Source organism: Rhodococcus sp. WWJCD1, assembly GCF_002258735.1.
In the GTDB taxonomy this organism is placed as follows: Bacteria; Actinomycetota; Actinomycetes; order Mycobacteriales; family Mycobacteriaceae; genus Rhodococcoides.
Map to the genome: position 1 here is coordinate 57,097 of NZ_NOXY01000005.1, position 24,457 is coordinate 81,553.

Consider the following 24,457-nt stretch of genomic DNA (forward strand, 5'->3'; position numbering starts at 1 on the left):
TATGGACGGTTCGCAGCCGAATGAACGAAAAGAACGGGACTTGTCCATACCTCGAAGTATGGTACGTTCCTGTGACTCGGATCGCATTCGTCCTAGGAGGCGGACCCTCAAGTGATCGTCGACAATTTCCAGAGAATCCAATACGAACCAGCCCGAGACGGCCGGGTGGAAATGCACTCGGGCCTGTCCCGGCACTACCCCACGCTGCACGCCAATCTCGTTGCCCCGCAGCACCACGACCGCAGTGTCGGAATCCTTCTCGCACATCCCACCTCGGACTTCCTCTCGCACTTCCTACTTCGCGGCTTCGCCGAGGCAGGTCTGCCGATCATGGGACTGAACACGCGGTACAGCTCCAACGAACCGGCACTGTTGATGGAACGCGCGATCGCCGATGTCGGATCCGGTGTGCGCTGGATGAAGAACGAACTCGGCTTCGAGAAGGTCGTTCTTCTCGGGTTCAGTGGCGGCGGCTCGCTGTCGACCTACTACCAGGAGCAGGCGGAGTCGCCGACCGTCGAGGTCGACGGCCCCGCGCTGGTCCCGGCCGATGCACTGATGCTCGTCGGAGCTCACTCCGGGCGGGCGCGCGTACTGCGGCACTGGATCGACCCCGCGGTCACCGACGAGAACGATCCGTTCTCCACCGACCCAGAGCTCGATCTGTACAGTCCCGATCGCAACATTCCCCTCGATCGGAACTGGGTCGAGCAGTACCGCGCGGCGCAGCTCGAACGCATCAGAAGAATCGACGACTGGGCAATCCGCGAACTCGACACCGTGTCGGTCCGGGGCGCGTCGGATCACGCATTCGTGGTCCACCGTACGGTCGCAGACCCTCGATTCGTCGACCTCACGCTCGATCCAAGCGACCGGCAACCGGGAAGCATGTACGGAGATCCCCAGCGCGCCAACACCGCTGCCGGCGGGCTCGCACGATTCGTGTCGGTACGCAGTTGGCTGAGCACCTGGAGCTCGGATCACACCGGAGCCGACGCCCTGAAGAATCTACCGAGGATCGATGCACCGACGCTGATCGTCTCGCTGCTCGGCGATCAAGCAGCCTTCGCCGGAGATTCCCGCTCGATGCACGACGCCAGTCCAGACTCGACACTCGTCGAGCTGCCCGAACTCAATCACTATCTCGTCGACCAACCCCACGGAGTCGGCACCGTCACCGACGAATGCGGCACCTGGATGGAGAAGAACGTATGACCCTCACCGCGGACACCGGACGCGTACCGACCGCCTTCACCTACTGGGAGCATCGGAAGAACCCGCGTCTCGCCCGAGTCGAATCGACGGTGCGAAAGCTGTTCGGCACGTCGCTCTTTCCGTCCGACGACCTCGCCGCCGACTTCTGCGACAGCCTGTTCCACGGAGACCCCGTCGCCGAGAACTTCGTCGACGAGGTGTTCGCTTCTGATCCGAAGGCCGGGCGCGCACTTCTCGACCGAGCGTTGGTGGAGGGCATCGACGCACTCGACGACGTACCGGCCAGCATGCGTGTTCTCTTCGACGAGTTCGAGACGCTGCCGGAGTGGGTGCGGCCGGAGCTCGTCGAACAGGGCGCGGCCATCTGGCGGCGCTGGGGCACGATGTTGTTCGCTGTTGCGGGCGGCATCACCCTCGAGATGTACACCGAGGCCGCCGTTGCGACACCGCTGTCCCTCGCCGGCGGCTACGCAGGCGACAACGCACTACGTCGATTTCTGGAAACCTGCCAGTTCTGGGTCGACACGTCGGAGCCGGGGGCACTGCTGAGCATCGGATCGACCGGCCGCGCAACCGCGATGAAGGTGCGGGTGATGCACGTTGCAGTAAGACGCCGCATCGACGGGCATCCCGAATGGCACACCGAGAAGTGGGGCTACCCCATCAGCCAGGGCTATCAGATGCTGACGCTGCTCGGTGGCAGCACCGTACCCGCGTTGGCCCTGCGACTCGTCGGGCTGCAGACCACACCCACCGAGATTCGCGCGCTGCTGCATTTTCAGAAGTTCATGGGTCATCTGCTCGGGGTGAACGTGGACAACTTCCCGACCACCATCGCCGACTCACTGCGCATGACGGCCATGGTCTCGGCAGCACGTAGTCACGACGCCGGGGTACACGGCAAGGAACTCATCGAATCGTTTCCCGCCAGCTTTGCGCCCAGGCCGCACCAGAAGGGATTGGCGCGCCTACGTGCTCGGTACAACTACGGCATCTACGGCGCGTACACCACGCTGTTCATGGGCCCGGCGACGCGTGCGAAATACGACATGCCTTCGGCGTTCCCATGGATTCTGATCGTGCTCGCGCGATTCCCTCTCATCACCGCGCTCGAGCTCGTTCGCCGAATCGTTCCCGGGGTCGCACCGAGAATGGAACGAATTGCCGACGCGCACCGCCGCAGCTGGCTTCGTGCCCAAATGGACGGCCGAGAGGCCGAATTCGATGCCCAGGGAGCATTGCGCCGATGACCGAGAACCTCCAATATCAGACCGGATTCGGGAACGAACATCATTCCGAGGCGATCGCCGGTGCCCTGCCGTGGGGTCAGAACTCCCCGCAGCGAGCGCCCTACGGCCTCTATGCCGAGCAGCTCTCGGGAACCGCGTTCACCGAGCCGCGCGAAATCAATCGGCGCAGTTGGGTCTACCGCATCGACCCATCGGCACGGCACCCGAGGTTCGAGCGCATCGACAACCGCCACTTCCGATCCGCTCCCTTGGTCGACGGCGTACTCGACGTCAATCGTCTGCGCTGGAATCCGCTGGACACCCCGTGGCCGGACGAGGACTTCCTGGACAGCATGTACACCATGGCAGCGAACGGTAATGTGCTCGAGCGCAACGGAATCGCCGTGCACATGTACCACGCGACACAGTCGATGACCGACCGGTACTTCGCCGACCTCGACGGTGAACTGCTCGTCGTTCCGCAATCGGGTGGAATACGAGTGCACACCGAGTTCGGACTCCTCGACGTCATGCCCGGCGAGATCGCCGTGATCGGTCGTGCAGTGAAGTTTCGGGTGTCACTGCACGCGGATTCTGCCTCCGGGTACGTCTGCGAGAACTACGGGTCCTACTTCACCCTGCCCGAACTGGGCCCCATCGGATCCAACGGCCTGGCGCATGCCCGTGACTTCTCGTATCCGGTTGCCGCGTTCGAGGATCGCGCAGACACCGTGCAGGTGGTCCAGAAGTTCGGCGGCCAACTCTGGGCAGCGGAATACGACCACTCCCCCTTGGACGTCGTGGCCTGGCACGGCACACACAGTGCGTACAAATACGACACCGACCGTTTCAACGCCATGGGCACCGTCGGGTGGGATCACCCCGACCCATCCATCTTCACCGTTCTGACCTCGCCGTCGGAGCGACCCGGCCAGGCGAATGTCGACCTCGCCATCTTTCCCCCGCGATGGAACGTCGCCGAACATTCGTTCCGGCCTCCCCACTTCCACCGCAACATCATGACCGAGTTCATGGGACTCGTTCGAGGGCAACATGATTCCAAGGCCGAAGGTTTCGTCCCCGGTGGGGCGAGCCTGCACAACATGTGGGGAGCCCACGGGCCCGACCTCGAAACATTCACCACCGCGTCGAATGCAGAGCTGGTGCCCCAGAAGTTCGACGGCTCATTGGCCTTCATGTTCGAGACCCGGCTTCCGCTGATCACGACGGACTTCGCGCACAGTGCTGGGCACCGTCAGCCGGACTACGACTCTTCGTGGAGCGGCTTGCAACGACATTTCGTTCCCCGAGATTCCGCATCCAGAGGAGATCCACGATGACCACAGCCGACATCACCCGACCTGAATTCGATCTACCCGAGCCACTGCTTCGCATCGGTGGCGCACGTATCGCCGCGGCCGACGGTGCCACGTACACCTCGACCAATCCTGCCACCGGCGAGGTGGTCGCCCAGATCGCCGCGGCCGGCCAGGAGGACGTGGATGCGGCGGTTCGCTCTGCGCGCGAGCAGTTCGAGCACGGCGAATGGTCGCGGACCAGTGGAGCCGAACGAGGTAGAGCTCTCAACCGACTGGCAGTACTCATCGAAGCCAACGCCGAGACACTTGCCGCGCTCGAAGCCGTCGAGATGGGCAAGCTCTTTCGCGACTCCGTCGGCGGTGACATTCCCTGTGCCGCCGAGGTGTTCCGGCACTTCGCCGGGTGGGCAGACAAGATCTCCGGCTCGACCGTGTCCCTCCCCAACTTCGGCCCACAGAACAGATTCGGCTACACCGTCCGTCAGCCGCTCGGTGTGGTCGCCGCAATCACCCCCTGGAACAACCCGGCCCTCATCGCGGCCTGGAAGCTGGCCCCGGCTCTCGCCGCCGGGAACACCGTCGTCGTCAAGCCCGCCGAGGATGCCTCGTTGTCCACGCTACGACTGGCCGAACTCGCCACCACAGCGGGCATTCCCGATGGCGTGATCAACGTGGTCACCGGTCTCGGTCCCGTCGCAGGTGCGACCCTGGCCACGCACCCCGGTGTCGACAAGGTCTCGTTCACCGGCAGTCCCGCTGTGGGACAATCGATTCAGAGCTTCGCGGGCGGCAGCTTTCGCAAGCTCGTTCTCGAACTCGGAGGCAAGGCACCCCAGCTGATCTTCGAGGACGCGGACCTCGACGCTGCGATGCCCTGGATCGCAATGGGCAACTTCTACCATCAGGGTCAGGTGTGTGCTGCCGGGACGCGAGTGCTGGCGCACGAATCCGTCGTCGATCAGGTTGTCGACGGACTCGTTGCAGCAGCAGAGAGCGCTGTGGTCGGCGATCCCTTCGACAACCGGTCCACCATGGGGACCATCGTCAACGCGAAGCAGCTCGCCCGCATCGAGGGGTACATCGACTCCGGCATATCCGAGGGCGCACAGCTGATCTACGGCGGTAAGCGCGAACGCAGTACGGGAATCTACGCACAGCCCACGGTATTCCGCGGTACCAACGACCTCACCATCGCCCGTGACGAGATCTTCGGCCCGGTTGCCACAGTGATCAGCTTCCGCACCACCGACGAGGCAATTCGGATAGCCAACGACACTCGGTACGGACTCAACGCAATGGTTTACTCGCAGAACATCTCCCGTGTCCATTCCGTCGTCGAGAAGCTTCGGGTGGGAACGGTCTGGGTCAACGGATGGGGTGTGCCGGATCCGGCACTGCCCTGGGGCGGCAGAGCAGGGAGCGGCATCGGCCGCGAACTCGGCCGATCCGGACTCGAAGGCGACACCGAGGAAAAAACAGTACACATCGGCTTCGACGGCCTGTGATGCCTGAAACCAGCAAACGAAGCGGAGAACCAGAGATGACATCGACCGAAATCGTAGAGACCTGGAACGGCCCCGGCAGGACCGACGCCGCCCTGACCACAGTTCTGCCCAGACACAACGGTGCGCACCCCGTGCCGGGCAGCCGAACAGGCTTCGAGCACTGGTACTTCGATGCCCATCTCGACGACGGACACACCATCATCGGCTTCCTCAACCTGCGCCGGCCGGAGGAGCCGGCAATGGTGGCCAAGCCGAGCGTGGAGATCCTGATCTACGCACCGGATGGAACCCGCCGTCAGATCTTCAAGCGGTACTCGAAGAAGGAGTCCTCGGCGTCGATGTCTCAGTGCGATGTTCGGGTCGGCCCCAATCACGCCTGGGCCGAGTTTCCTCCGGACAGTCTGCCCATTCATCATCTGTCGCTCTCGGAAGAGGACGTCACGTTCGATCTACGGTTCCACAACGAGCTACCCAGCTGGATGCCCGGCGAGGGCGAAACCTTGTTCGGCGAAACCGATGTGTTCGGCTGGGTCGTCGCTGCTCCACGTGCACGTGTCGAGGGGTCGATCACGATCGGAGCAAGGACGAAAGCTGTGTCCGGCAGGGGATACGCCGACCACAACTGGGGTGCAGGCGATATGAAGAGCGTCATCGATCGCTGGCACTGGGGACGCCTGTACGACGACGACTACTCGCTGCTCTACGCACTGGTGAAGACGCAGGAACGCCTCGATGCGCATGAGAGCCGGCCGATGATGCTGGCGTACAAGGGCGAGGTCATTCTCAGCTCGGGTGAGGCGGAGGTCTCCGAAGGGCCGATGAAGTACAACGCGATTGCCAACCGCGAGTATCCGGAATGGCTGAAGATCGAGATCCCCGGCGTCGTCAAGTTGATACTCACCGTCGAGAACGTGGTGCACGCGCACGACCTACTGGACGACGTGCCGATCGCCGGGCACAAGGTGTTTCGCCCGCTGTTGTACCGACTCGTCGGCCATCCGGGCTACTTCCGATTCGATTCCACATTCGAGCTCACAGTGGTCCGAGACGGTGTCACCGATGTTCGCACGGGCAGAACCCTGCATGAACTCGTCGCCCTGAACTGATTCCACCACTGTCCCGGAAAGGCACTGCTGTGCAACATAGTTCGATTCGCTACCGCCGACCGTCACTGGCCACCGGGTTTGCCCTTCTGCTGAGTGTGGGGGTGACCCCCACCGCGGGCGCGGTAGAGCCGACCGACATCGGCGGGTTCTACGCCCGAGATTGCGTCGAAGTGTCGGCCATCGTCTCGGTGCCGCCGGCCAACGCCGACGCTGCACTGCCCGACGGGTACACCTCGTCGAGCTTCTTCGGACTTCCTGGAGGCCCCGGAGTACCCGGCAGTTCATCGTTGCTCATGGGTGTCGAGACATGCCAGAGCGGCACTATCGACGGGGTCCCCTTCGACGGACCGTTCGCCTTCGGCGAGCGAGTTCTGTCGGTCGACCGCCACGACGCCGCCTCGGGTTACCATTTCTATGCCGTCGAACAGGTGACCGACAACCGAAAGATCTACGACCTGATGCACGGAGCCGGTTTCGACATCGCGTATCTGCCGGGAGTAGGCGCTACCGCCGACGCCGCCGGCGGGATCTCCGAGGGGGGATCCGTCCGCATCGTCGATCAGGCACCACTGCCACAGTTGCCCTCGCCGCTCGACAAGGTCAGCATCTGGAACGAAGCCGGGAGCGGCACAAAGGTTCTGCGGCTGTCGGTACACCACCCGACGGCACAGGCCGGAGTCGGTCGAGTATCGGCCGATGCGGGTTCGGCGATGGCCTCGTTGATCGGCACCGAGGAGGCAACCGGGTTGGGCGCGATCAACAGATTCGATTTCGAGGCGCGAGTGGAGTCGATCGCGCGTTAGTCCACGTTGAGCCGGCTCACCCGTGCCGTCTTCGGTATTCCTGTTCGGCCCCGGGATGCAGGGGGATGCTGCCGGTCATGACGAGCGAGCGGGCGTCGAGGAATTGACTGCCGACCGCCTGCCCTGGAACCAGTGCGGACGATCGATCCAGCAGCACGCCCACCAGTTTCGAGACAACACCGTCCGGCACTTCGGGGTGCGCCAGGAGCACGTTCGGAATCCCGACGGTCGTCACCTCGGGGTGCTCGCCGTACACGTTCGCCGGAACGAGCACCGCCTCGTAGGCAGTACCGAATTCGCGGCGCAGATCAGCGACGACGGCTCCCAGATCGAGCAAGCGGATCGCAGTTCGAGGCTCGGCGAACGCCGGGGTCGGCAATCCACCCGCCCACATCACTGCGTCGATTTCGTTGTCGGCCAACGCATCCGATGCCGCGCCCATCGGCAACTGCACCTGCTCGACCGCAGCCGATCCGGATACACCCACCGCGTCGAGGACACGTTGCGACACCATGGTCGCACCGGACCCCGCGGCTCCGATACTCACCCGGCGACCCCGCAGATCTCCTGCGGTCCGGATGGCGGAGTCCGCTCGTACCGCGACCTGAAAGTAGTTCTCGTACACGCACCCGACCGCCGCGAGATCTGCACTCGGATGGCTGTACGCCGCGTCGATGAGAGTCAGCGCCAACTCGGCCCGTCCGGTGCCGAGGGCTTCGAGGTTGTCGATGGAGCCGGCCGACGTCAGCGGAACGATATCCGCAGCACCGGCGTCTGCGGCACCGTCGGCCAACAAGCCTGCGAACTCCCAGAAGAAGCCGCCGACCTCGCCGGCGGCGAGACGCAACTGGGTCGGCAACTCCGATGTGCACGCACCCAGCGCGGCAGCCGTCAAGGAAACAAGACCCGCCCGCAACGCCGTCCTCCGAGAGAACAACGCTGCGGGCGGATTCATGTCAGTCACCCTATGACGTGGTGGACTGCTCGAACGCTCGCCCCTGCTCCCGGTCCAGCACGGTCTCTGTCTTGTTCCGCAGAACGAAGATGTACACCAAGAGCGAGATGGCGATGACGATCGTGACGTAGAGGATGAACCAGCCGACGTGCCCGCCGTTCTTCGCGGCCTGGTAGATCAACGGGGCGGTACCGCCGAAGGCAGAGTTCGCGAGCGCGTATCCCAAACCGACGCCGAGGGCACGGATGTGCGAGGGAAACAGTTCGGCTTTGACGATCGCATTGATCGAGGTGTAACCGGTGAGAATGACGTAACCCACGCAGACCAGCGCCAAGGACTGCACCACCGACGTGGCGGACGGCAGATACGTGATGAGTACGTAGGTGTACAGCACCCCGCCGACGCCGAAGAAGACGAGCAGCGGCTTGCGACCGACCTTGTCACTGATCAACCCGCCGATGGGCTGCAGCAGCATGAGGAAAACCAGCCCGAACAGGTTGATCCACGTTCCGGTCATTCCGCGGTCCTCGTACGCCGCCTTGATCATCGAGGGTGCGTTGACGCTGTAGGTGTAGAACGCGATGGTGCCACCAGCGGTCACCATGAAGCAGATCAGCAGGGCGCGCCAATGCTTGGTGACCAGCTCTTTCATGGATCCCGAAGATCGATCGGCTCCGCTGCGCACGGCCTCGAGCTGATCCTTGGTCAGCGACTCGTCCATGCTGCGGCGCAGCCAGAAGACGACCACTGCGGCGACGCCACCGATGAAGAACGCGATCCGCCAACCGAAGTCCTCGATCTGTTCCCGCTCGAAGAAGACCTGCATCAGCAACAGCGTCACCTGCGCCAGAACGTGTCCGCCGATCAGCGTGACGTACTGGAACGAGGAGAAGAAACCGCGACGCTCACGGGTGGCGGCCTCGGACATGTAGGTGGCCGACGCCCCGTACTCACCGCCGGTGGCGAAGCCCTGCACCAGACGGCACAGGATGAGGATGACGGCGGCCCACACGCCGATGCTCTCCCGCCCGGGGGTGAACGCGATGACCATCGAGCAGGCCGCCATCATCGAGACACTGAACGTCAACGCGGCACGACGGCCTCGTCGGTCTGCGTAGCGTCCGAAGAACCACGAACCGACCGGACGCATCAGGAAGGTGACCGCGAAGATGCCGTAGACGTAGATCGTCGAGTTCTTGTCTGCCGAGTCGAAGAATTGGTTCTCGAAATAGGTCGCGAAGACGGTGTAGACGTAGACGTCGTACCACTCGACGAGGTTGCCCGACGACCCACGCAACGTGTTGTACACGGCGCGACGAGTGGCGGCGGGAGACGAGATGGGTGGGGTCGATCGCGGCGAACCGGTGATCGAAGTGGCCTCGTTGGCCATGCTCTGGTCCTTCCACATTCAGCGGGCGGTGGGCTGCCGGCTGGCAATCGGCAACCGAAGTCCCCCCTACTGTGACGGCAAGCACAGCCCGAAACCAAGCTGTTTCACGATTCCTAACACTCCCTTAGGAAACGACCCTCGGTAGCCGAATCTCGACACGCAGTCCAGACGGTCGACGCGCCTCGACCCGGATGGATCCGCCCGCTCGCTCGGCGAGCGCACGGACGATGGACAGACCGAGGCCGGTTCCGTCCCCGCGAGCAGTCGACGCCCGAAAGAATCGATCGGCGACCTTCGGCAGCTCGTCGACAGGAACGCCGGGCCCGGTATCGGACACCCACATCGTGATGTCGGTGTCCGATGTCCGACGCCCGATCTCGATGTCCGAACCGGCCCCTGCGTACTTGGTTGCATTGCTCAAAAGGGCATCGAAGATTCGAGTCAGGTCGTCCCCGGGCATCATCACTCGGCCGTCCTCCTCGGACTCCCACGTCGTGACGTCGACACTCATTCCTGCCGAAACCACTGCACTCGACCAGAACTCCACCCGATCCGCAATAACAGCGCCCGAGTCGCACCCCGTTGATCGGGTGCTGGACGGGGTTTCGGCGGCAGCGAGGACGAGCAGGTCTTCGACGACGGCACTGAGGCGGTCGACTTCGAGGGTGGTCCGACGGTGCGCTTCGGTCGCCGACTCGGGTACGCGCATTCCGAGCACATCGTTTCGAATTCTCAACGCAGCCAACGGGTTACGCAGCGCATGAGCAGTATCTGCCACCAACCTGCGCTGCGCAGCGGTTGCTGCCTCGACATCGTCGGCCATGGCGTCGAACGCCCGGGACAGTTCGCGTACTTCCGGTGGCCCATCGTAGGCGGCCGGCTCCGGCGTCGGGGCCTCGCCGATCGGTAACCGATCGTGGAACTTGCCGCCGAACGAGTGAACGCGCGACGACAGTGCGGTCAGTGGCCGAACAACCCAGCGTGACAATGCAACAGCGATCACCGCCACCGTTGCGAGAATCAGGAGAGCTCCGCCGGCGATCACCATCCAGGCAGTACCGACGTCCCGACGGGCGGAGGTAGTGGACGCCTCGAGGACCACCGCGCCGTCCACCTGAGTTCCCCCGCCGACCGGGGCAGTGATCAACGCCGTCGACTGCGACCACGGCGACAGACTCGACGGTAGGTCACCCCGCTGATTTCGCAACGCTCCCGCGATGGCCTGCTGGACGTCGGCGCGGTCGAAGTCCAGACCGGACAGTGCACGCGCCTGACCGTTGCGGTCGACGACGGCAATTCCCTCGTCGTACAAATTGCTGTAACGATCGACAGACTCCTGAAGGCGAGGAATCCCGGACCGGTCCTCCCGCGAACCCAGATCGGCGAAAAACGTTGCGGCGGCTGTCCTGTTCTCGGTGAATCTCTGGGCCCGCTCCCTGCCCACCAACACTGCCAACGGAACCGCCAACGCCAGCACGACGACAGTCGAGTAGATCATCAGCACCATCAGTACACGCAGGCGCACGTCAGCTGTCCCAGCGGTAGCCGAAGCCGCGGATGGTGACGATGGTGCCCGGCCGATCGAGCTTGGATCGCAAGGCCGTCATGTGCACATCGAGCGTCCGCGAAATCGCGACGTACGCGTCACCCCAGATGGCGTCCATCAACTGTTCCCGGCTCACCGCTTCGCCGCGTCGAGTCACCAGATGAGCCAGAAGGTCGAACTCCTTGGTGGTCAGTGCGATGTCTCGTCCGTCTACTTCGACCCCTCGTCCGATGAGGTCGACAACGATGTCGCCGAGCACCACCCTGTCTGTGCCGGCATCGCTCGCCGCGCGCCGACGACGCGCCGCGACCTCGAGCCTGGCATGCAACTCCCCCAACCGAGCCGGCTTGACCACGTAGTCGTCCGCGCCGGTGCGCAGAGCCCGCACCACCGACCGCTCGTCGTCGCGCGCGGTGAGCACCACCACCGGAATCGAACTCAGGGTCCGTAGCTTCCGAAGGACTTCGAGGCCATCCATGTCCGGTAGCCCGAGATCCAGTAGTACAACGTCCATCTCGTGATAGCCGAGTAACACGTCGGCACCGCGGCGCATGCGGACAGGCGTATGACCCACCTCGGTCAACGCGTCCACCAACGCATCACCGACTCCGTCGTCGTCTTCCACCACTGCAATACGCATCGAGATCAAGATAGGCCACCATCAGGGTTGGACGAACGTCACCGGCGAATCTCGCCCGGCCATCCATCCGCACAGTGTCAGCGGAACCATGACCGCCAGTAATGCGAGTAGGGGCGCAGTCCACGAGCCGGTCGAGCTGTGGATCGCACCCGCCACGACGGGTCCCGCTGCGGCAACGAGGTAGCCGATCGATTGCGCCATGGTCGACAGGCTCGTTGCCGTCGCTGTATTCGGAGCTCGTAGATTGATCAGCGTCAGAGCGAGCGAAAGTTGCCCTCCCTGACCGAGTCCGAGCAGAATCGCCCACATTGGAGCCAGCTCGATACTGCCTGCCAGAACACCGATCAGTCCGACGACGGACAATGCGACGACAGCGATTGCGAGCACACTCTGCCGACGGATGCGGGCGGCGAGTACGGGGACGGTCAGCGCCGTGGCGATGCTCGACACCGACAGCGCAGTCAGCAGCAGTCCCGCATTCTCGGCACTGAGCCCGCGATCTCGGTAGATCGTGGGGAGCCACGCAATCATCGAATACGCGAGCAACGATTGCAGTCCCATGAATCCGGTGACAGCCCAGGCGACAGATGATCGCAGAACAGCGGTCTGCCACTTCGGTTCGGCAGATCGGTCCGTTGAGGTCGTCGTCCGGTCGACGTGGCGATACCGCCACGCGAGAAGTGCCATGGCCCCCAGCGCGGCGGCGGACGGTACGGCCCAGACCATGAGAGTCGTTCGCCAGTTGTGGAATACCGACGAGTCGATCGGAATCGTGGCTCCCGAGGCGATTCCTGCGCTGGCACTGACCAGTGCCGTGAACAAGCCCGTCATCGATCCGATTCGGTGTGGGAAAAGCAGTCGGATCAACACCGGACCGAGAACGTTCGCAACTGCGATGCCCATCCCGGCGAGCAGAGTTCCGATTATCAGCGCCGGCCACAAAGGCGCGCCCCGCAGCGCGGTCCCGACGAGAATCAGCATCAGGCATCCGGTCAGCACGACGGGTACGGTCCATCGCCGAACTGCCCGAGTCGCAGCGACGGCAAAAAGACCCAGACACAGGACCGGTCCGGTGGTCAGCAACGCGGCCGAACCGGACCCCAGAGCGTAGGACTGTCGAATTTCGGCCAGCACCGCCGACGCGCTCCCGAACACCAAGCGTAGATCGAGGCCGAGCAGAACGATTGCTGCCACAGCGGCACCCGTTCCCACTACGGAGAGAGCAGTTCGATCGGAACCCTCCGGGCTGCCGGCCGGATGTTCCGAGCCGGTATCGGTCACCGGTGCTCCCATCCTCGAATCGCCATGGCTCGCAATCGACCATCGCAGGCGGGCGCCGACAAATCAACCCCATGGGCAATTTGTATGACCCACAGGGCAATATTCTGCTGTCGGTGTGCGTACCATTTCTTCCATGCCGGGCCATCCGAGTGACGAGAACTGGATCGGACGCAGGATCGCGAGTCTTCGGCGCGAACGGGGTTGGACACTGGCCGCCCTCGGGGAGCGGGTCGGCCTGTCGACCACGCAACTCTCGCGCATCGAGTCAGGGAGTCGGCAGTCGTCGGTGGGCACGTTGATCGAACTTGCACGCGTGTTCCAAGTGACGTTGAGCGAACTCGTCGCCGAGGAGCCGACTCTCGCGTTTCACCTGGTGAGAGCCGCAGAGCAGCGTCGCCACGGTTCTGCCAACGGAGCGATGACTCCCCTGTCCGGCAACTACCCCGGTATCGATGCCGTTCTGTTGACCATCCCGCCCGCCTCGGATGCCCCGACTGCCAACCACGCCGGCGAGGAATGGCTCTACATACTGGACGGCTCGGTGGAGGTCACCATCGGAAACGACAGTGTTCGACTCGAAACCGGAGATGCGCTGCACTTCCCGTCGCTCAACGCTCACTCCGTCCGCGCACTCGGCGACGAACCCGCGCGTGCACTGCTGGTGTCCACCACCTCGCGCACCCACTGACGTCATGCGACGAAGAGCGGCCACCGCAGCTCCGCTCGAACCCCGGGACAGTAAGGTCGAGGAATGACTGTGCGAGCGGGTGTAGTGGTCACAGGAACCGAAGTGCTGGCCGGTCGGGTTGCCGACCGGAACGGCCCGTGGGTAGCCCAGCAACTCCTCGAGCTGGGCGTCGACGTAGCACACATCACGATCTGTGGCGACCGACCCGATGACCTGACGGCACAACTGCGATTTCTCGCGGATCAGCGCGTCGATCTGATCGTCACCACCGGAGGCCTCGGTCCGACCGCCGACGATCTCACGGTGGCGACAGTCGCTGCGTTGTACGGCCGAGAAATGCACCTCGACGTTCAGCTCGAGAAGCGAATCTCCGAGATCGTCGAGCGCTGGCGCAGCCGGCTCAGCTCCGCGGTCGACTCCGAGCCGCTGAAGGCGGGAATTCGCAAGCAAGCCATGGTTCCCGAAGGTGCGCAATCTATTTCGCCAACCGGGACTGCGCCTGGCGTGGCGATATCAGCGAACGATTCTGGGACGCTTCCCGCAGTGCTGATCTTGCCCGGTCCTCCTCGCGAACTACAAGCGATGTGGACGGAGGCACTCGCGTGCGCGCCCATAGCCCAGGTCTTGTCTCGGCGCGCGCAGATCCGCCAGGACACCATTCGCGCATACAGGCTGTCCGAAGCCGATCTCGCCGCAACATTGCGGACGGCAGAACGTGCCATCCCAGGATTCGACGCACTCGAAATCACCACCTGCTTGAGTCTCGGTGAGCTCGAGATGGTGACCCGCTATGCGGAGTCGGCAGCAACCGCATACTCCGACCTCGTCGGCCTCATCGACGAACACCATGGTGCACAAGTCTTCTCGACCGACGGATCCACCATCGACGACATCGTGGCCGACCGACTGACCGGCCGAACAATCGCCACTGCGGAATCCTGCACCGGAGGCATGATCGCGGCCCGGCTCACCGACCGCGCAGGCTCGTCTGCGTATGTGATCGGCGCTGTGGTGTCGTACGCGAACGAAGCGAAGATCGGCCTGCTCGACGTTCCCGCGGAGACCATCGAACAGCACGGAGCCGTCAGCGAACCGGTCGCGGCATCGATGGCCGAGGGCGCACGGACCCGACTGGGCGTCGACATCGCCGTATCCACCAGCGGAATCGCGGGACCGGGCGGCGGCACGGAACTCAAACCGGTCGGCACCGTCTGCTTCGCTATTGCCGCTGTCGGCCGACCGACCTCGACCCGCACGCTTCATCTCCCCGGCGACCGGGCAAGTGTGCGTGCGCTGTCCACCACAGCAGCGATGCACATGCTCGCCGACGCGTTGAAGCCTGACCGGGTGTAGTTCTGTGTCCAGCGGGGCACTCCCAGGAGGTCCTGATACCGGCGACCGGTCGCCTCGACCACTAGGAGATTCCATGACGATGCCCAGCGATGCAAGCGAAGCAGTACCGTCCCACGGCAGCAATGACGGTCCGCGTGACCACACCGCCGAGACCGATGCAGTCGAAGGCGCGCACGTGGACGAAGAGAACGTGCCGCATCCTCCGACCGACGAGGCTCCCCAGAACTGAGCGGTCGCCCGATGGCTACCGAGTGGTCGAGAGTCGATGTCACTGCTTGGACCCGGGCCGATCGCAAAACTCACCGCAAGACCCCGTCCCGAAAAACTGATTGCACGCCTCGAGGATCCATCTCTCGGTGAAAGATCAGACGAAGTCTCGCAGGAACTCGATCCTGAGACGGTTGTAGTCGTCGGTCCACTGCGAACTCACCGCCATGAATCCATGGTCGAGTCTCGCCTCGTTCTTGCTGTACAGGTTCAGGCGATTGGCGACGCCCACTCTGTCCAGCTTGGCGCTCAGTTCGGCTGCCTGGTCCGGGAAAGTACCGGTGTTGCCGTCGGAGATGAAACTCGGCGGGAAGTCGGCTGTCGCGTTGTCCGTGACATTCGCCTGCGCCAGCAGCGCCGTGTCGGTGGTGTCCAGGTAGCTTCGGGCCGCGATGTCGAAAAAGAAGCCGTTCGACGGGCTCGGTGATTGTGGTGTACCCGCTCTCCCGACGTCGAGGGCAGCGCTTTCGAACACGATCGCCTTCAAGGCATTTCGGTCCAGGGTCGGTTCGACGCCCAGTGCGCGCGCGTACTCGGGGTTGGTCTGCACAATGGCGTAATTGCCCACGATGTGGCCACCCGCGCTGGTTCCGGCGAGCACGACGCGACTCATGTCGAGTCCGTACCGGTCGGCGTTCGTGTCGAGAAAGCGCATGGCCTGGCCCAGTTGGATTGTCTGCGTGGGGAAGCGGTACTGCGGCGCGAACGCGTAGTTCAGCGACACCACGTTGTAGCCGGCGTCGAGCATGGGGCCGGCCCAGGACGCACCGTCCGAATCTGTGCTGGGAGCACCGTCCGCTTTGTCTCCGACTATCCAGCCACCACCGTGAACCGATACGTACGTGGGCCGGCTGATCGATGCATCGTTGTCCGCGATGTAGATGTCGAGAAACGAATTCGGCAGCGCCGAGCCGTATTCGACGTCGCTGGTGAGACGGGCCCCGTCGACCACCGTCGTCGTTGTCGGCGCGTCGGACGCGAAGGAGTTGCTCTGCCCCAACGCGTGCAGCGATCGAATCAGCGGTGCCGGACTGGCTGCGGTAGTTATCACCAGCGCGGAGACCACCACCGCACTCGCCGCAGCGAAACCGGCCGGTACGACGGCAACCGCCCTACGGATACCGGCCCGAGGCGACGAGTCCACCGAACGGCCCGCCCAAGCCGAAGCCAGCAGAAAGAATCCGAGTGCAATCGCCGCGGTCGAGCACAAGACCCACAGTGTGTGAAAGCCCGTCACCAGCCATGCGACCTGAGTGACGACGACGGCAGTGCCGAGCGAAGTGCCTACGGCTGCAGGCTTCCCGGCATCGGACGAGACGAGCCATATCGCCACCACTGCCATGGCGATGACCCACAATCCCACCGCGAGCTGCTGACGGATGAGAACGAACTCGAGCCACGCCAGTAGGACGCTGCCGCCACCGGTCGCTGCGAGCGCGGTTGTCATCGCACTCGTACGCTGCCTGTTGTCGATCTCGATGCCGTCCGGCACGGCCTTCCCCTCTGTGTTGCTCTCTACTGCGCAGACGCGTGACGTTGCCGGTGTAGTTCGCGAACGGCATCGCCGAACTCGGCGACCGGCCCGTCCACCACGATCCCCGGCACGATCTGTTCGATGGGCGACGGTGTGATCGCGAGTGGTGCAGCGTCGAATTCCTGGAGCCAGGTGAGCAATTGAGCGGTGGACGTCGCGTATACGATGCGCCCGAGCCCGACTATTCCGTGACTCGCAGCGCACATCACACAATGCTCACCAGAGGTGTAGACCGTCGCCGCTCGACGCTGAACAGGGCTCAGATTGGTAGCGGCCCAACGTGACAGAGCGATCTCGGGGTGCTGGGTTGGATCGTTCCGGTCGCCCACCCGATTCCTGTCCTCGGCCAACACTTCCCCGCCCTCCGAGACGAGCACCGAGCCGAACGGATCGTTGCCCGTCCGCACCGCCTCCGCCGCCAAGTCCACAGCACGGACCAGGAACGTGCGGTCGCTCGAGGAAATACTCACAGCGCACCGCCGGGTGCATCGACGATCGAAGTGTCCACGCCACGACCGTACCGGGTCGAGACGCGGAAACTCCGGGCCGGTTCGTCCGGACACCGGGTGCTTGTTCCGGGGCAGCATCCATCGATGCTCGGTATGGTCGGCGGGTGAGCTTCTCGATACGGCCGGCCACGTCGTTCGCGGATCTGCGTGAAATCCTCGGCCCGAAGAACCCGACGTCCTCGGTCTGCTGGTGCCTCAGCCACCGAATCGATTCCGCGACCAACAGGGCACTCGTCGGCCCCGAACGCGCCGAGTACGTGAAGAAGCTGACCCGTCGAACAGTCGCGCCGGGGGTACTGGCCTACGACGGCGACGAGGTGGTCGGCTGGGCGGGAGTTGCACCGCGCTCGGAGTTACCGTTCGCGCGGTCCAACAAGATTCCGCACGTCGACGATCTGCCGGTCTGGACGGTCTGGTGCTTCCGGGTCAGGGCCGGCCACCGAAAACGAGGAATCGCACACGCGTTGTTGGACGGTGCCGTTCGGTTCGCGGACGACCATGGTGCCCCGGCGGTCGAGGGGTATCCGGTCGACAACGAGGGCAAGAAAGTCGATCTCACCATGGCATACGTGGGAACCCGTCGGCTGTTCGAGTCGGCGGGCTTCGAGTTCGCCGTCGAAACAACGTCGGTGTCGGGTGGCTTCCCTCGGGTGATCATGCGAAAAGACCTGCGGCACTGAGGTGGTACGGTTCTGCCGTTACGCCACATCAGGATTGGACAACCACGGCAGTTCACCCGGCTCGCGTCGACGCGGAGAGAAGCAGGCGCAGATCAGCAGCAGGTGGACGATCTCCAGCAGAACCGACAAGGGGTGCTCTCCTGGTGCACCTCTCGTCAGAGACTGTCTCGATCTCGCCGACTCATGTTTCATCGAAACATGACAACTTCCGTGAAGGCCTACGCCGCCACCGCAGCCGACCAGCCGCTGTCCCTCATCACGATCGAGCGCCGCGACCTCGGACCACACGACGTCCGTATCGACATCGAGTTCGCCGGCATCTGCCACTCCGATATTCACACCGCGCGCGGCGAATGGGGCCCGGTACCGTACCCGCTGGTCGTCGGCCACGAGATCGCAGGAACAGTGGCCGAGGTCGGATCCGAGGTCACCACGCACGCCGTCGGCGATCGTGTCGGAGTCGGCTGCATGGTCGACTCGTGCGGCGAATGTGCCCAGTGCGTCAAGGGTCTCGAACAGTACTGCCTCGTCGGCAACATTCAGACCTACGGCGGCACCGACCGCGACGGCACGACCACCCAGGGCGGCTACTCCCAACAGGTCGTCGTCACCGAACACTTCGTGGTGAAGATCCCCGAGGGCATCGCGCTCGACGCCGCCGCACCGCTGCTGTGCGCCGGGCTCACCACCTATTCACCGCTCCGGCACTGGGGAGCCGGTCCCGGCAAGAAGGTCGCGGTGGTCGGCATGGGCGGGTTGGGCCACATGGCCGTCAAGATCGCCCACGCCATGGGTGCCGAGGTGACGGTTCTGTCGCAGTCGCTGAAGAAGCAGGAGGACGGACTTCGACTGGGAGCAAACCACTACTACGCAACCAGTGACCCCGACACATTCGAGAAGCTCGCGTCCACATTCGATCTGATCATCAACACCGTCAGCGCCTCGATCGATCTGAACGCACACCTGTCTCTGCTCGCCGTCGACGGCGCAATGGTCAACGTGGGCGCTCCCGCAGAACCCCTTCCGTTGCAGGTCTTCTCGCTCATCCCCCACCGCAGAACGTTCGCAGGATCGGCCATCGGATCGATCGCCGAAACGCAGGAAATGCTCGACTTCTGCGCCGACCACCACCTCGGAGCCGACATCGAAGTCATCTCCGCCGACAAGATCAACGACGCGTGGGAACGGGTACTCTCCTCCGACGTTCGCTACCGATTCGTCATCGATACCTCGACCCTGATCTGATCGAGTAGGGGTAGCCGGTGCAGTCGGCGATCTGCTTGCACCGGCGACCTCGAAATCCACCGATGCGTCATCACGAAGGATGTATCAGCAGGGCGTCGCTCGATTCGACCGGCAGACTTAGGCTGGACCGCATGGACAACAAGGCAGAGGTACGCGAGTTCCTCATGACCCGCCGAGCCAGGCTCACCCCGGATGCGGCCGGTATCACGGGTGGAAGCAGCCGTCGCCGAGTCGCCGGACTACGACGAAGCGAAGTGGCAGCACTTGCCGGCCTCTCTGTCGAGTACTACGCGCGTATCGAGCGCGGTGCCATCGGCGGTGCATCGGCGTCCGTGCTCGATGCCCTCTCGCGCGCACTACAACTCGACGACACCGAACATGCACACCTTCTCGACCTTGCGCGAGCTGTGGACGGAGTACCGACCTCCGGACGCCCTCGACGCAAGGCTGCCCGCCCCGCTGCCCCGAGAATCAGCCTGCAATGGGCCCTCGATTCGATAACGGACGGGATTGCCTTCGTACGCAACCAACGTCAGGATCTGCTGGCGACGAACGAACTCGCGAAAGCGTTCTACGCCCCTGTGATCGGGGACGGTGGACGAACGCCCAACCTCGCTCGATTCCAGTTCTTGGATCCTTCGTCCCGAGAGTTCTACCCCGACTGGGACACCTTCGCCGAAATGTGTGTAGCCATCATGCGCGCCGAAGCAGGTCGCGACCCGCACGACAAGGGACTCCAAGACCTCGTCGGGGAACTCTCCACGCGCGACGAAACATTCCGAAAACTGTGGGGTGCCCACAACGTTCGAACCCATGGGGCCGGCATGAAGCGCTTCAACCACCCGGTCGTCGGCGAGGTTCACCTCGCTTACGAGGCGCTCGCTATCACCGCCGATCCCGGGGCCGTCCTCATGGTGTACACCGCTGAGCCGGGCTCGCCGAGCGCGGAACGCATACGGCTTCTCGGATCATGGGCCGCAGAACGCACCGAGGCACAGCCGAACCCCTGACCCGTATGTAATCGACTGTCGCCGCCGCGCCGCGCCGCTCACCGCGGAACCGCTTGCACTCCGGTCTCCACATCCTTCTGGGTCTCGGCCAGGAAAGTTTGGAACTCGTCGCCGATCATGAAGGTCGTCGTGAATTTGCTGCGCTCTGCGATCTGCTTCCAAGTGGGTGTCTCCACCATCTTCCCCAACGCCGTCCGCCAGTAGTCGACCGCGTCGACGGGCATGTCCGGTGGCCCGTACAGTCCGCGCCAATTGGCCAGCGTCACATCGAATCCCAGCTCTCGCGCGGTGGGAACGTCGAGACCTGGGATCCGATTGTCGGCCAGAACGCCGATACCGTCGAGGTCCCCGGATGCCAGTTGATCGACGAATTCACTGACGCCACCGATGGCCACGTCGATCTCACCACCCAGAAGTGCGGCGATCTGTTCGCGGCCACCCTCCTGGGTGACGTAGCGGACGGCAGACGGGTCGCCGCCGGCAGCCGAAACCAGCAGGGAGAAAGGCAACTCGTCATCGTGGGCCGCACCGACCACGACGCCCGATGGGTTGGACGCTATTGCCGTCATGACTCCGCGAAGGTCGGTGAGAGGACTGCCGGGACGCGCTACGACGACGTAGTACTCGGTCATCAGTCGGGCGATCATCGTGACGTCGTCGTAGCCGTATTTCGACACCCCACTCACCTGGTTCACCATCATCGACAACGACGTCACCGCAAGCTGATCGTCGGCGCTCCGATGGTCCTCGACCATCGTGGCAAGGTAGTCGGCACCACTCCCGCCGGGTCGATTCTGCACCGGCAGAGCTGTTTCGACGATCTTCTCCTTCTGCAGGGCATCCACGACCGAACGGATGGTGAGGTCGAAGCCACTGCCGGGATCGGCTCCCGCCGTCATCGTGACGGGGCCGTCGGGATAGGGCACCGAATCGGACGTAGATGCAGGATCGGTGTCGGGTCCGGAATCGGTACATCCGGCCAACACCAATGCGGCCGCGATCATGACGCCGAATATCGATTTCTTCGCGGTCACAGCATCGCCCCTCGGCCCGGTCCGCACAGCGGTCGCTGCTTCCACCCAACTCTAGGATGCAGTGACAAGGGGCGGAGCAAAATGACGTCCGGACAATCGCGTTCACTCATGCGCGACGAGTACGCGATTCCGCCGACGCGCCGGAGCGCACTCACTTACAGTTGCGCAGTGCCGAGCTGGATACTGGGTCTGATCGTCGTACTCGTCGTGGTGTTGGCTGTGACGGCCAAACTCGCTGCTCGCACCCGCGCGCCCGATCCGGGATGGTTCATCGACAGCACTCGTGCAGCCGGTGCACTGACGGTCATCGGAACGATGTTCTCTGTCCTGCTGGCATTCACCATCTTCTTCGCGCTGCAGAGTTACCAGCGCGCGAGCAATGGGGCCAGCGTCGAAGCCGTCGCCGTGACGGAGCTGCACAATGTGGCCGATGTCCTCGAAGGACACGGCGGTGCACAGTTGCACGGTGGCCTCATCTGCTACGGCCGTGCTGTCGTCTCGGACGAATGGTCTGCAATGGCGCGCGGTGAAACGTCCCCATCGGTCAATCATTGGGTGGACACCATGGCCCAGGATTTTGCCGCCACCACACCGGAAGGTGCCTCGCAGGAGGCGGCGTACGGACAGTGGTTCGATCAGCAAGCCGAACGCCGCGACGGTCGCCGCGACCGACTGGCCGAGGCAACACCGTCGGTTCCGTTTCCTCTCTGGATCGTGCTGGGCATCGGAGCGTCGGCAATTCTCTCGTACATGTGCGTACAGGCGGATCGCCGCGAATCCGCTGTAGTGCAAGCCGTTCCGATCGCGTTCGTATCCGCGCTCGTGGCCTCGGCGCTGGTCGTCGTCGCGTTTCTCGACCACCCGTACTCCGATTGGTCGGGCAGCATCCAACCCACCGAGATGAACGTGACGCTGCAGTTCATCGACGACGGCCACTCGGCCCCGTGCGACGAGTCCGGCAACCCCACCTGACCCGACGGATGCGCAGCACCCTCTACCGCACGATCGGCATGACCTGACGCACCTTCGGATCCCGCAGATACAGCGCACCCCAAGCAAGAACTCCGACGTACACCGCGAACAAGACCGTAGTGAACAACGGCTTGTCCACTCGCCAATTGGTGAGGACGGCACCACCGAGATATCCGGTCAGCAGAACCGCACCGAGAAACGCGGTACGAGGCACCAGGTAGAGAACCAGGCACACAAGCAGGACGATGCCGATGACGGGCGTCATCTCGTCGCGGAGCCCCAACTCCGCAGTCGAATCTTTCACCTGCTGCACATTCAGTAGTTTGCCGACGATGTCGAAGATCAGGAATAGCGCAAGAAGGCCGGTGAGGCCCCAGCCAGCGCGGGTTGCGCGGCGTGAGTTGGTCGCAGGGGTGGTCGTCGTGGTCATGGTCGTCTCCGATGCTCGATACGTAAGGTGTCGCCGGTATCGACTGCCGTCGGTACGAAAACTCACCGCCGTGAGAAGCACACCAGGACTGCTTCCGCCTCGATCACGAACATTGGGTCCACCGGAGGACATCGCCGAGACCGTGGCCCACCTGGCCGGTCCTGCTCGATGGATCAATGGTCAGGTCGTGTACGCCAACGGCGGGATCGTCTGACCCCCTTCTCGGATATTGGGCAGCTCCACGTCGAATGCGTCCTGACTTGTCAGACTCCCGACCACGAGCGCACAATTCGTCACCATGGCACTGATCTCGAAGGGCTTCGTCGGCCGCAGACGCGGCGACGATGGGCGCACTCCCCCCGGTCAGTATCTGACCAAGGATTTTCCCGTCCTCGCGATCGGGCCCGCGCCCGTGGTCGCGACCGAAACATGGTCGTTCTCGATCACCACCGAACGGGGCGAGACTCGCAGCTGGACCTGGGACGAGTTCGCGGAACTTCCGCACGACACTCCGACCGTCGACATCCACTGCGTCACCAAGTGGTCGAAGCTCGATACCACCTGGAAGGGCGTAAGCCTGGACGTTCTGCTGGACGGTCTCGATACCGATGCCGGGTTCGTCGTGGTCCACGGCTTCGACGGCTACACCACCAACCTCCCCCTCGAAGACCTCAGGGATGGCAGGGCCTGGCTGGTGACCGAATTCGACGGCGCTCCCCTGGCTCGCGAACACGGTGGTCCCGCAAGACTTCTCGTTCCGCATCTGTATTTCTGGAAATCGGCCAAGTGGATCTCGCGTATCGAACTCACGCTGGAGAACGAACAAGGCTTCTGGGAGCGCGGCGGCTACCACGACTACGGAGATCCGTGGCGCGAGCAGCGGTACCAGGGCGACTGACGTGACATCGGCGGCTGGGGCGAAACCCTGGCTCGTTGCCACGGTGCAGACCGTGCGGCGTGAGACACCCACCGCGTCCACCCTGGTTCTCGACGTCGACGGATGGCCCGGCCATCTTGCCGGGCAGCACGTGGACGTCAAGCTCACCGCCGAAGACGGCTACAGCGCACAGCGAAGCTACTCCTTGGCCTCGGCACCCGACGGCACGTCGCGCATAGAGATCGCGGTCCAGAACGTCGCGGACGGCGAGGTGTCGCCGTACCTGGTCGAGTCCGTCGAGGTCGGCGATCGCATCGAGATCCGCGGGCCGGTGGGGCGATGGTTCGTCTGGCGGCCGTCCCAGCCTTCGGAGACCCAGTCTCCTCCAATCCTGTTGGTGGGTGGCGGTTCCGGCATCGTCCCGCTCCGCGCGATGGTTCGCGCGCAGGCTTCCGCGACGGGCGGACGAGTACCTTTCCGGGTCCTGTACTCGGTGCGCGAACCCGCAGAGGTCTACTTCGCCGACGAGTGGGCTCACCCTCCGGCCGGCGTGGACGTCACCATGATCCACACACGGCGTGCTCCCGCCGGCAACGCACGGCCCCTCGGCCGCATCACGGTCGAGGACCTCGACGCCCACGGATGGCCGGCAGAGTTCGAGCCGCGGTGCTACATCTGCGGCCCCACGAGCTTCGTCGACACGGTGGCCGACATGTTGGTTGCTCGGGGTCACTCGGCAGCGAACATCCGTACCGAGCGTTTCGGACCGAGCTGAGGGAAGGCCCTCGGCTCGGCACCGCGTACATGGTAGATGAACTATCCACATTTCCACGGTCACAGTGGGGTTCGGATCCGTCCCTTCTGGATCC

24 protein-coding genes and 1 pseudogene are annotated in these 24,457 nt (G+C 63.8%); 16 read left to right on the forward strand and 9 right to left on the reverse strand.

What is annotated here, in order from left to right:
* Window positions 1-111 precede the first annotated feature (111 nt).
* Genes CH286_RS01965 through CH286_RS01990 form a run of 6 tightly spaced genes read left to right on the forward strand, consistent with a single transcriptional unit; the run spans window position 112 to window position 7,177 of the window.
* Entirely contained in the window at window positions 112-1,215 is a 1,104-nt protein-coding gene (locus CH286_RS01965) for an alpha/beta hydrolase (RefSeq protein WP_094608182.1), read from the forward strand.
* The gene (locus tag CH286_RS01970) at window positions 1,212-2,465 is read left to right on the forward strand and encodes an oxygenase MpaB family protein (protein WP_094608183.1); all 1,254 of its coding nucleotides are present in this window, start codon (window positions 1,212-1,214) and stop codon (window positions 2,463-2,465) included. The genes CH286_RS01965 and CH286_RS01970 overlap by 4 nt, the downstream gene beginning before the upstream one ends.
* The gene (hmgA, locus tag CH286_RS01975; RefSeq protein ID WP_094608184.1) at window positions 2,462-3,784 is read left to right on the forward strand and encodes a homogentisate 1,2-dioxygenase; all 1,323 of its coding nucleotides are present in this window, start codon (window positions 2,462-2,464) and stop codon (window positions 3,782-3,784) included. The genes CH286_RS01970 and hmgA overlap by 4 nt, the downstream gene beginning before the upstream one ends.
* Window positions 3,781-5,268 (forward strand): aldehyde dehydrogenase family protein, encoded by a 1,488-nt coding sequence (locus tag CH286_RS01980; RefSeq protein ID WP_094608185.1) that lies wholly within the window; start codon window positions 3,781-3,783, stop codon window positions 5,266-5,268. Before hmgA ends, CH286_RS01980 begins: the two co-directional genes overlap by 4 nt.
* A 35-nt stretch (window positions 5,269-5,303) precedes the next feature.
* Complete coding sequence (locus CH286_RS01985; protein WP_230592551.1) at window positions 5,304-6,374, forward strand: lipocalin-like domain-containing protein; 1,071 nt, start codon at window positions 5,304-5,306, stop codon at window positions 6,372-6,374.
* A 29-nt stretch (window positions 6,375-6,403) separates the two neighbouring features.
* On the forward strand, window positions 6,404-7,177 hold the full coding sequence (locus tag CH286_RS01990) for a hypothetical protein (RefSeq protein WP_094608186.1): 774 nt from the start codon (window positions 6,404-6,406) through the stop codon (window positions 7,175-7,177).
* 16 nt (window positions 7,178-7,193) lie between these two features.
* Here CH286_RS01990 and CH286_RS01995 read toward each other — a convergent pair whose 3' ends face one another.
* The 5 genes from CH286_RS01995 to CH286_RS02015 form a co-directional block, all read right to left on the reverse strand.
* Window positions 7,194-8,132: a TAXI family TRAP transporter solute-binding subunit gene (locus tag CH286_RS01995; RefSeq protein WP_094608360.1), complete on the reverse strand. Its 939-nt coding sequence runs from the start codon at window positions 8,130-8,132 to the stop codon at window positions 7,194-7,196.
* A 10-nt stretch (window positions 8,133-8,142) separates the two neighbouring features.
* Window positions 8,143-9,522, reverse strand: a complete 1,380-nt coding sequence (locus CH286_RS02000; protein WP_032404835.1) for an MFS transporter — start codon at window positions 9,520-9,522, stop codon at window positions 8,143-8,145.
* Between the two features lie 124 nt (window positions 9,523-9,646).
* Window positions 9,647-11,047 carry a sensor histidine kinase gene (locus tag CH286_RS02005; RefSeq protein WP_255182539.1) on the reverse strand — a complete coding sequence of 467 codons (1,401 nt, stop codon included), beginning with the start codon at window positions 11,045-11,047 and terminating at the stop codon, window positions 9,647-9,649.
* 1 nt (window position 11,048) lies between these two features.
* Window positions 11,049-11,708 carry a response regulator transcription factor gene (locus CH286_RS02010; protein ID WP_037155532.1) on the reverse strand — a complete coding sequence of 220 codons (660 nt, stop codon included), beginning with the start codon at window positions 11,706-11,708 and terminating at the stop codon, window positions 11,049-11,051.
* Between the two features lie 21 nt (window positions 11,709-11,729).
* Window positions 11,730-12,989 (reverse strand): MFS transporter, encoded by a 1,260-nt coding sequence (locus tag CH286_RS02015; protein WP_176458103.1) that lies wholly within the window; start codon window positions 12,987-12,989, stop codon window positions 11,730-11,732.
* 133 nt (window positions 12,990-13,122) lie between these two features.
* On the opposite strand from CH286_RS02015, the gene CH286_RS02020 reads away from it, so the two are divergent.
* The 3 genes from CH286_RS02020 (at window position 13,123) to CH286_RS27720 (ending at window position 15,259) form a co-directional block, all read left to right on the forward strand.
* Window positions 13,123-13,677, forward strand: coding sequence for a helix-turn-helix domain-containing protein (locus tag CH286_RS02020; protein WP_094608188.1), 555 nt, complete (start codon window positions 13,123-13,125; stop codon window positions 13,675-13,677).
* Between the two features lie 63 nt (window positions 13,678-13,740).
* Complete coding sequence (locus CH286_RS02025) at window positions 13,741-15,030, forward strand: competence/damage-inducible protein A (RefSeq protein WP_094608189.1); 1,290 nt, start codon at window positions 13,741-13,743, stop codon at window positions 15,028-15,030.
* A gap of 73 nt (window positions 15,031-15,103) precedes the next feature.
* Window positions 15,104-15,259, forward strand: a complete 156-nt coding sequence (locus tag CH286_RS27720; protein ID WP_165430196.1) for a hypothetical protein — start codon at window positions 15,104-15,106, stop codon at window positions 15,257-15,259.
* Window positions 15,260-15,394: 135 nt separating this feature from the next.
* On the opposite strand, the gene CH286_RS02030 is transcribed toward CH286_RS27720, so the two are convergent.
* Together CH286_RS02030 and CH286_RS02035 are read right to left on the reverse strand one after the other, a co-directional pair.
* Complete coding sequence (locus CH286_RS02030; RefSeq protein WP_094608190.1) at window positions 15,395-16,744, reverse strand: alpha/beta hydrolase; 1,350 nt, start codon at window positions 16,742-16,744, stop codon at window positions 15,395-15,397.
* A gap of 68 nt (window positions 16,745-16,812) precedes the next feature.
* Window positions 16,813-17,301, reverse strand: coding sequence for a nucleoside deaminase (locus tag CH286_RS02035; RefSeq protein ID WP_094608362.1), 489 nt, complete (start codon window positions 17,299-17,301; stop codon window positions 16,813-16,815).
* A gap of 143 nt (window positions 17,302-17,444) precedes the next feature.
* On the opposite strand from CH286_RS02035, the gene CH286_RS02040 reads away from it, so the two are divergent.
* The 3 genes from CH286_RS02040 (at window position 17,445) to CH286_RS02050 (ending at window position 20,275) form a co-directional block, all read left to right on the forward strand.
* Window positions 17,445-18,020 (forward strand): GNAT family N-acetyltransferase, encoded by a 576-nt coding sequence (locus CH286_RS02040; protein WP_094608191.1) that lies wholly within the window; start codon window positions 17,445-17,447, stop codon window positions 18,018-18,020.
* 198 nt (window positions 18,021-18,218) lie between these two features.
* On the forward strand, window positions 18,219-19,265 hold the full coding sequence (locus CH286_RS02045) for an NAD(P)-dependent alcohol dehydrogenase (RefSeq protein WP_094608192.1): 1,047 nt from the start codon (window positions 18,219-18,221) through the stop codon (window positions 19,263-19,265).
* Window positions 19,266-19,396: 131 nt separating this feature from the next.
* Window positions 19,397-20,275: a helix-turn-helix transcriptional regulator gene (locus CH286_RS02050; RefSeq protein WP_032404160.1), complete on the forward strand. Its 879-nt coding sequence runs from the start codon at window positions 19,397-19,399 to the stop codon at window positions 20,273-20,275.
* Between the two features lie 38 nt (window positions 20,276-20,313).
* Here the strand turns inward: CH286_RS02050 and CH286_RS02055 are convergent, their stop codons facing one another.
* Window positions 20,314-21,309 carry a Bug family tripartite tricarboxylate transporter substrate binding protein gene (locus tag CH286_RS02055; RefSeq protein ID WP_255182540.1) on the reverse strand — a complete coding sequence of 332 codons (996 nt, stop codon included), beginning with the start codon at window positions 21,307-21,309 and terminating at the stop codon, window positions 20,314-20,316.
* Window positions 21,310-21,477: 168 nt separating this feature from the next.
* Here CH286_RS02055 and CH286_RS02060 point away from each other — a divergent pair, with 168 nt between their 5' ends.
* Window positions 21,478-22,281, forward strand: coding sequence for a bestrophin-like domain (locus CH286_RS02060; protein ID WP_032404839.1), 804 nt, complete (start codon window positions 21,478-21,480; stop codon window positions 22,279-22,281).
* Between the two features lie 22 nt (window positions 22,282-22,303).
* On the opposite strand, the gene CH286_RS02065 is transcribed toward CH286_RS02060, so the two are convergent.
* Window positions 22,304-22,711 (reverse strand): DoxX family protein, encoded by a 408-nt coding sequence (locus tag CH286_RS02065; protein ID WP_094608194.1) that lies wholly within the window; start codon window positions 22,709-22,711, stop codon window positions 22,304-22,306.
* Window positions 22,712-22,805: 94 nt separating this feature from the next.
* Between CH286_RS02065 and CH286_RS02070 the strand changes: the two are divergent.
* The 3 genes and pseudogenes from CH286_RS02070 to CH286_RS02080 form a co-directional block, all read left to right on the forward strand.
* Window positions 22,806-22,925: pseudogene (locus CH286_RS02070) on the forward strand (3-ketoacyl-ACP reductase); the annotation flags it as partial.
* Between the two features lie 84 nt (window positions 22,926-23,009).
* Window positions 23,010-23,609 (forward strand): sulfite oxidase-like oxidoreductase, encoded by a 600-nt coding sequence (locus CH286_RS02075; RefSeq protein WP_094608195.1) that lies wholly within the window; start codon window positions 23,010-23,012, stop codon window positions 23,607-23,609.
* A gap of 1 nt (window position 23,610) precedes the next feature.
* Window positions 23,611-24,363, forward strand: a complete 753-nt coding sequence (locus tag CH286_RS02080) for a ferredoxin reductase (protein ID WP_037155517.1) — start codon at window positions 23,611-23,613, stop codon at window positions 24,361-24,363.
* Window positions 24,364-24,457 lie beyond the last annotated feature (94 nt).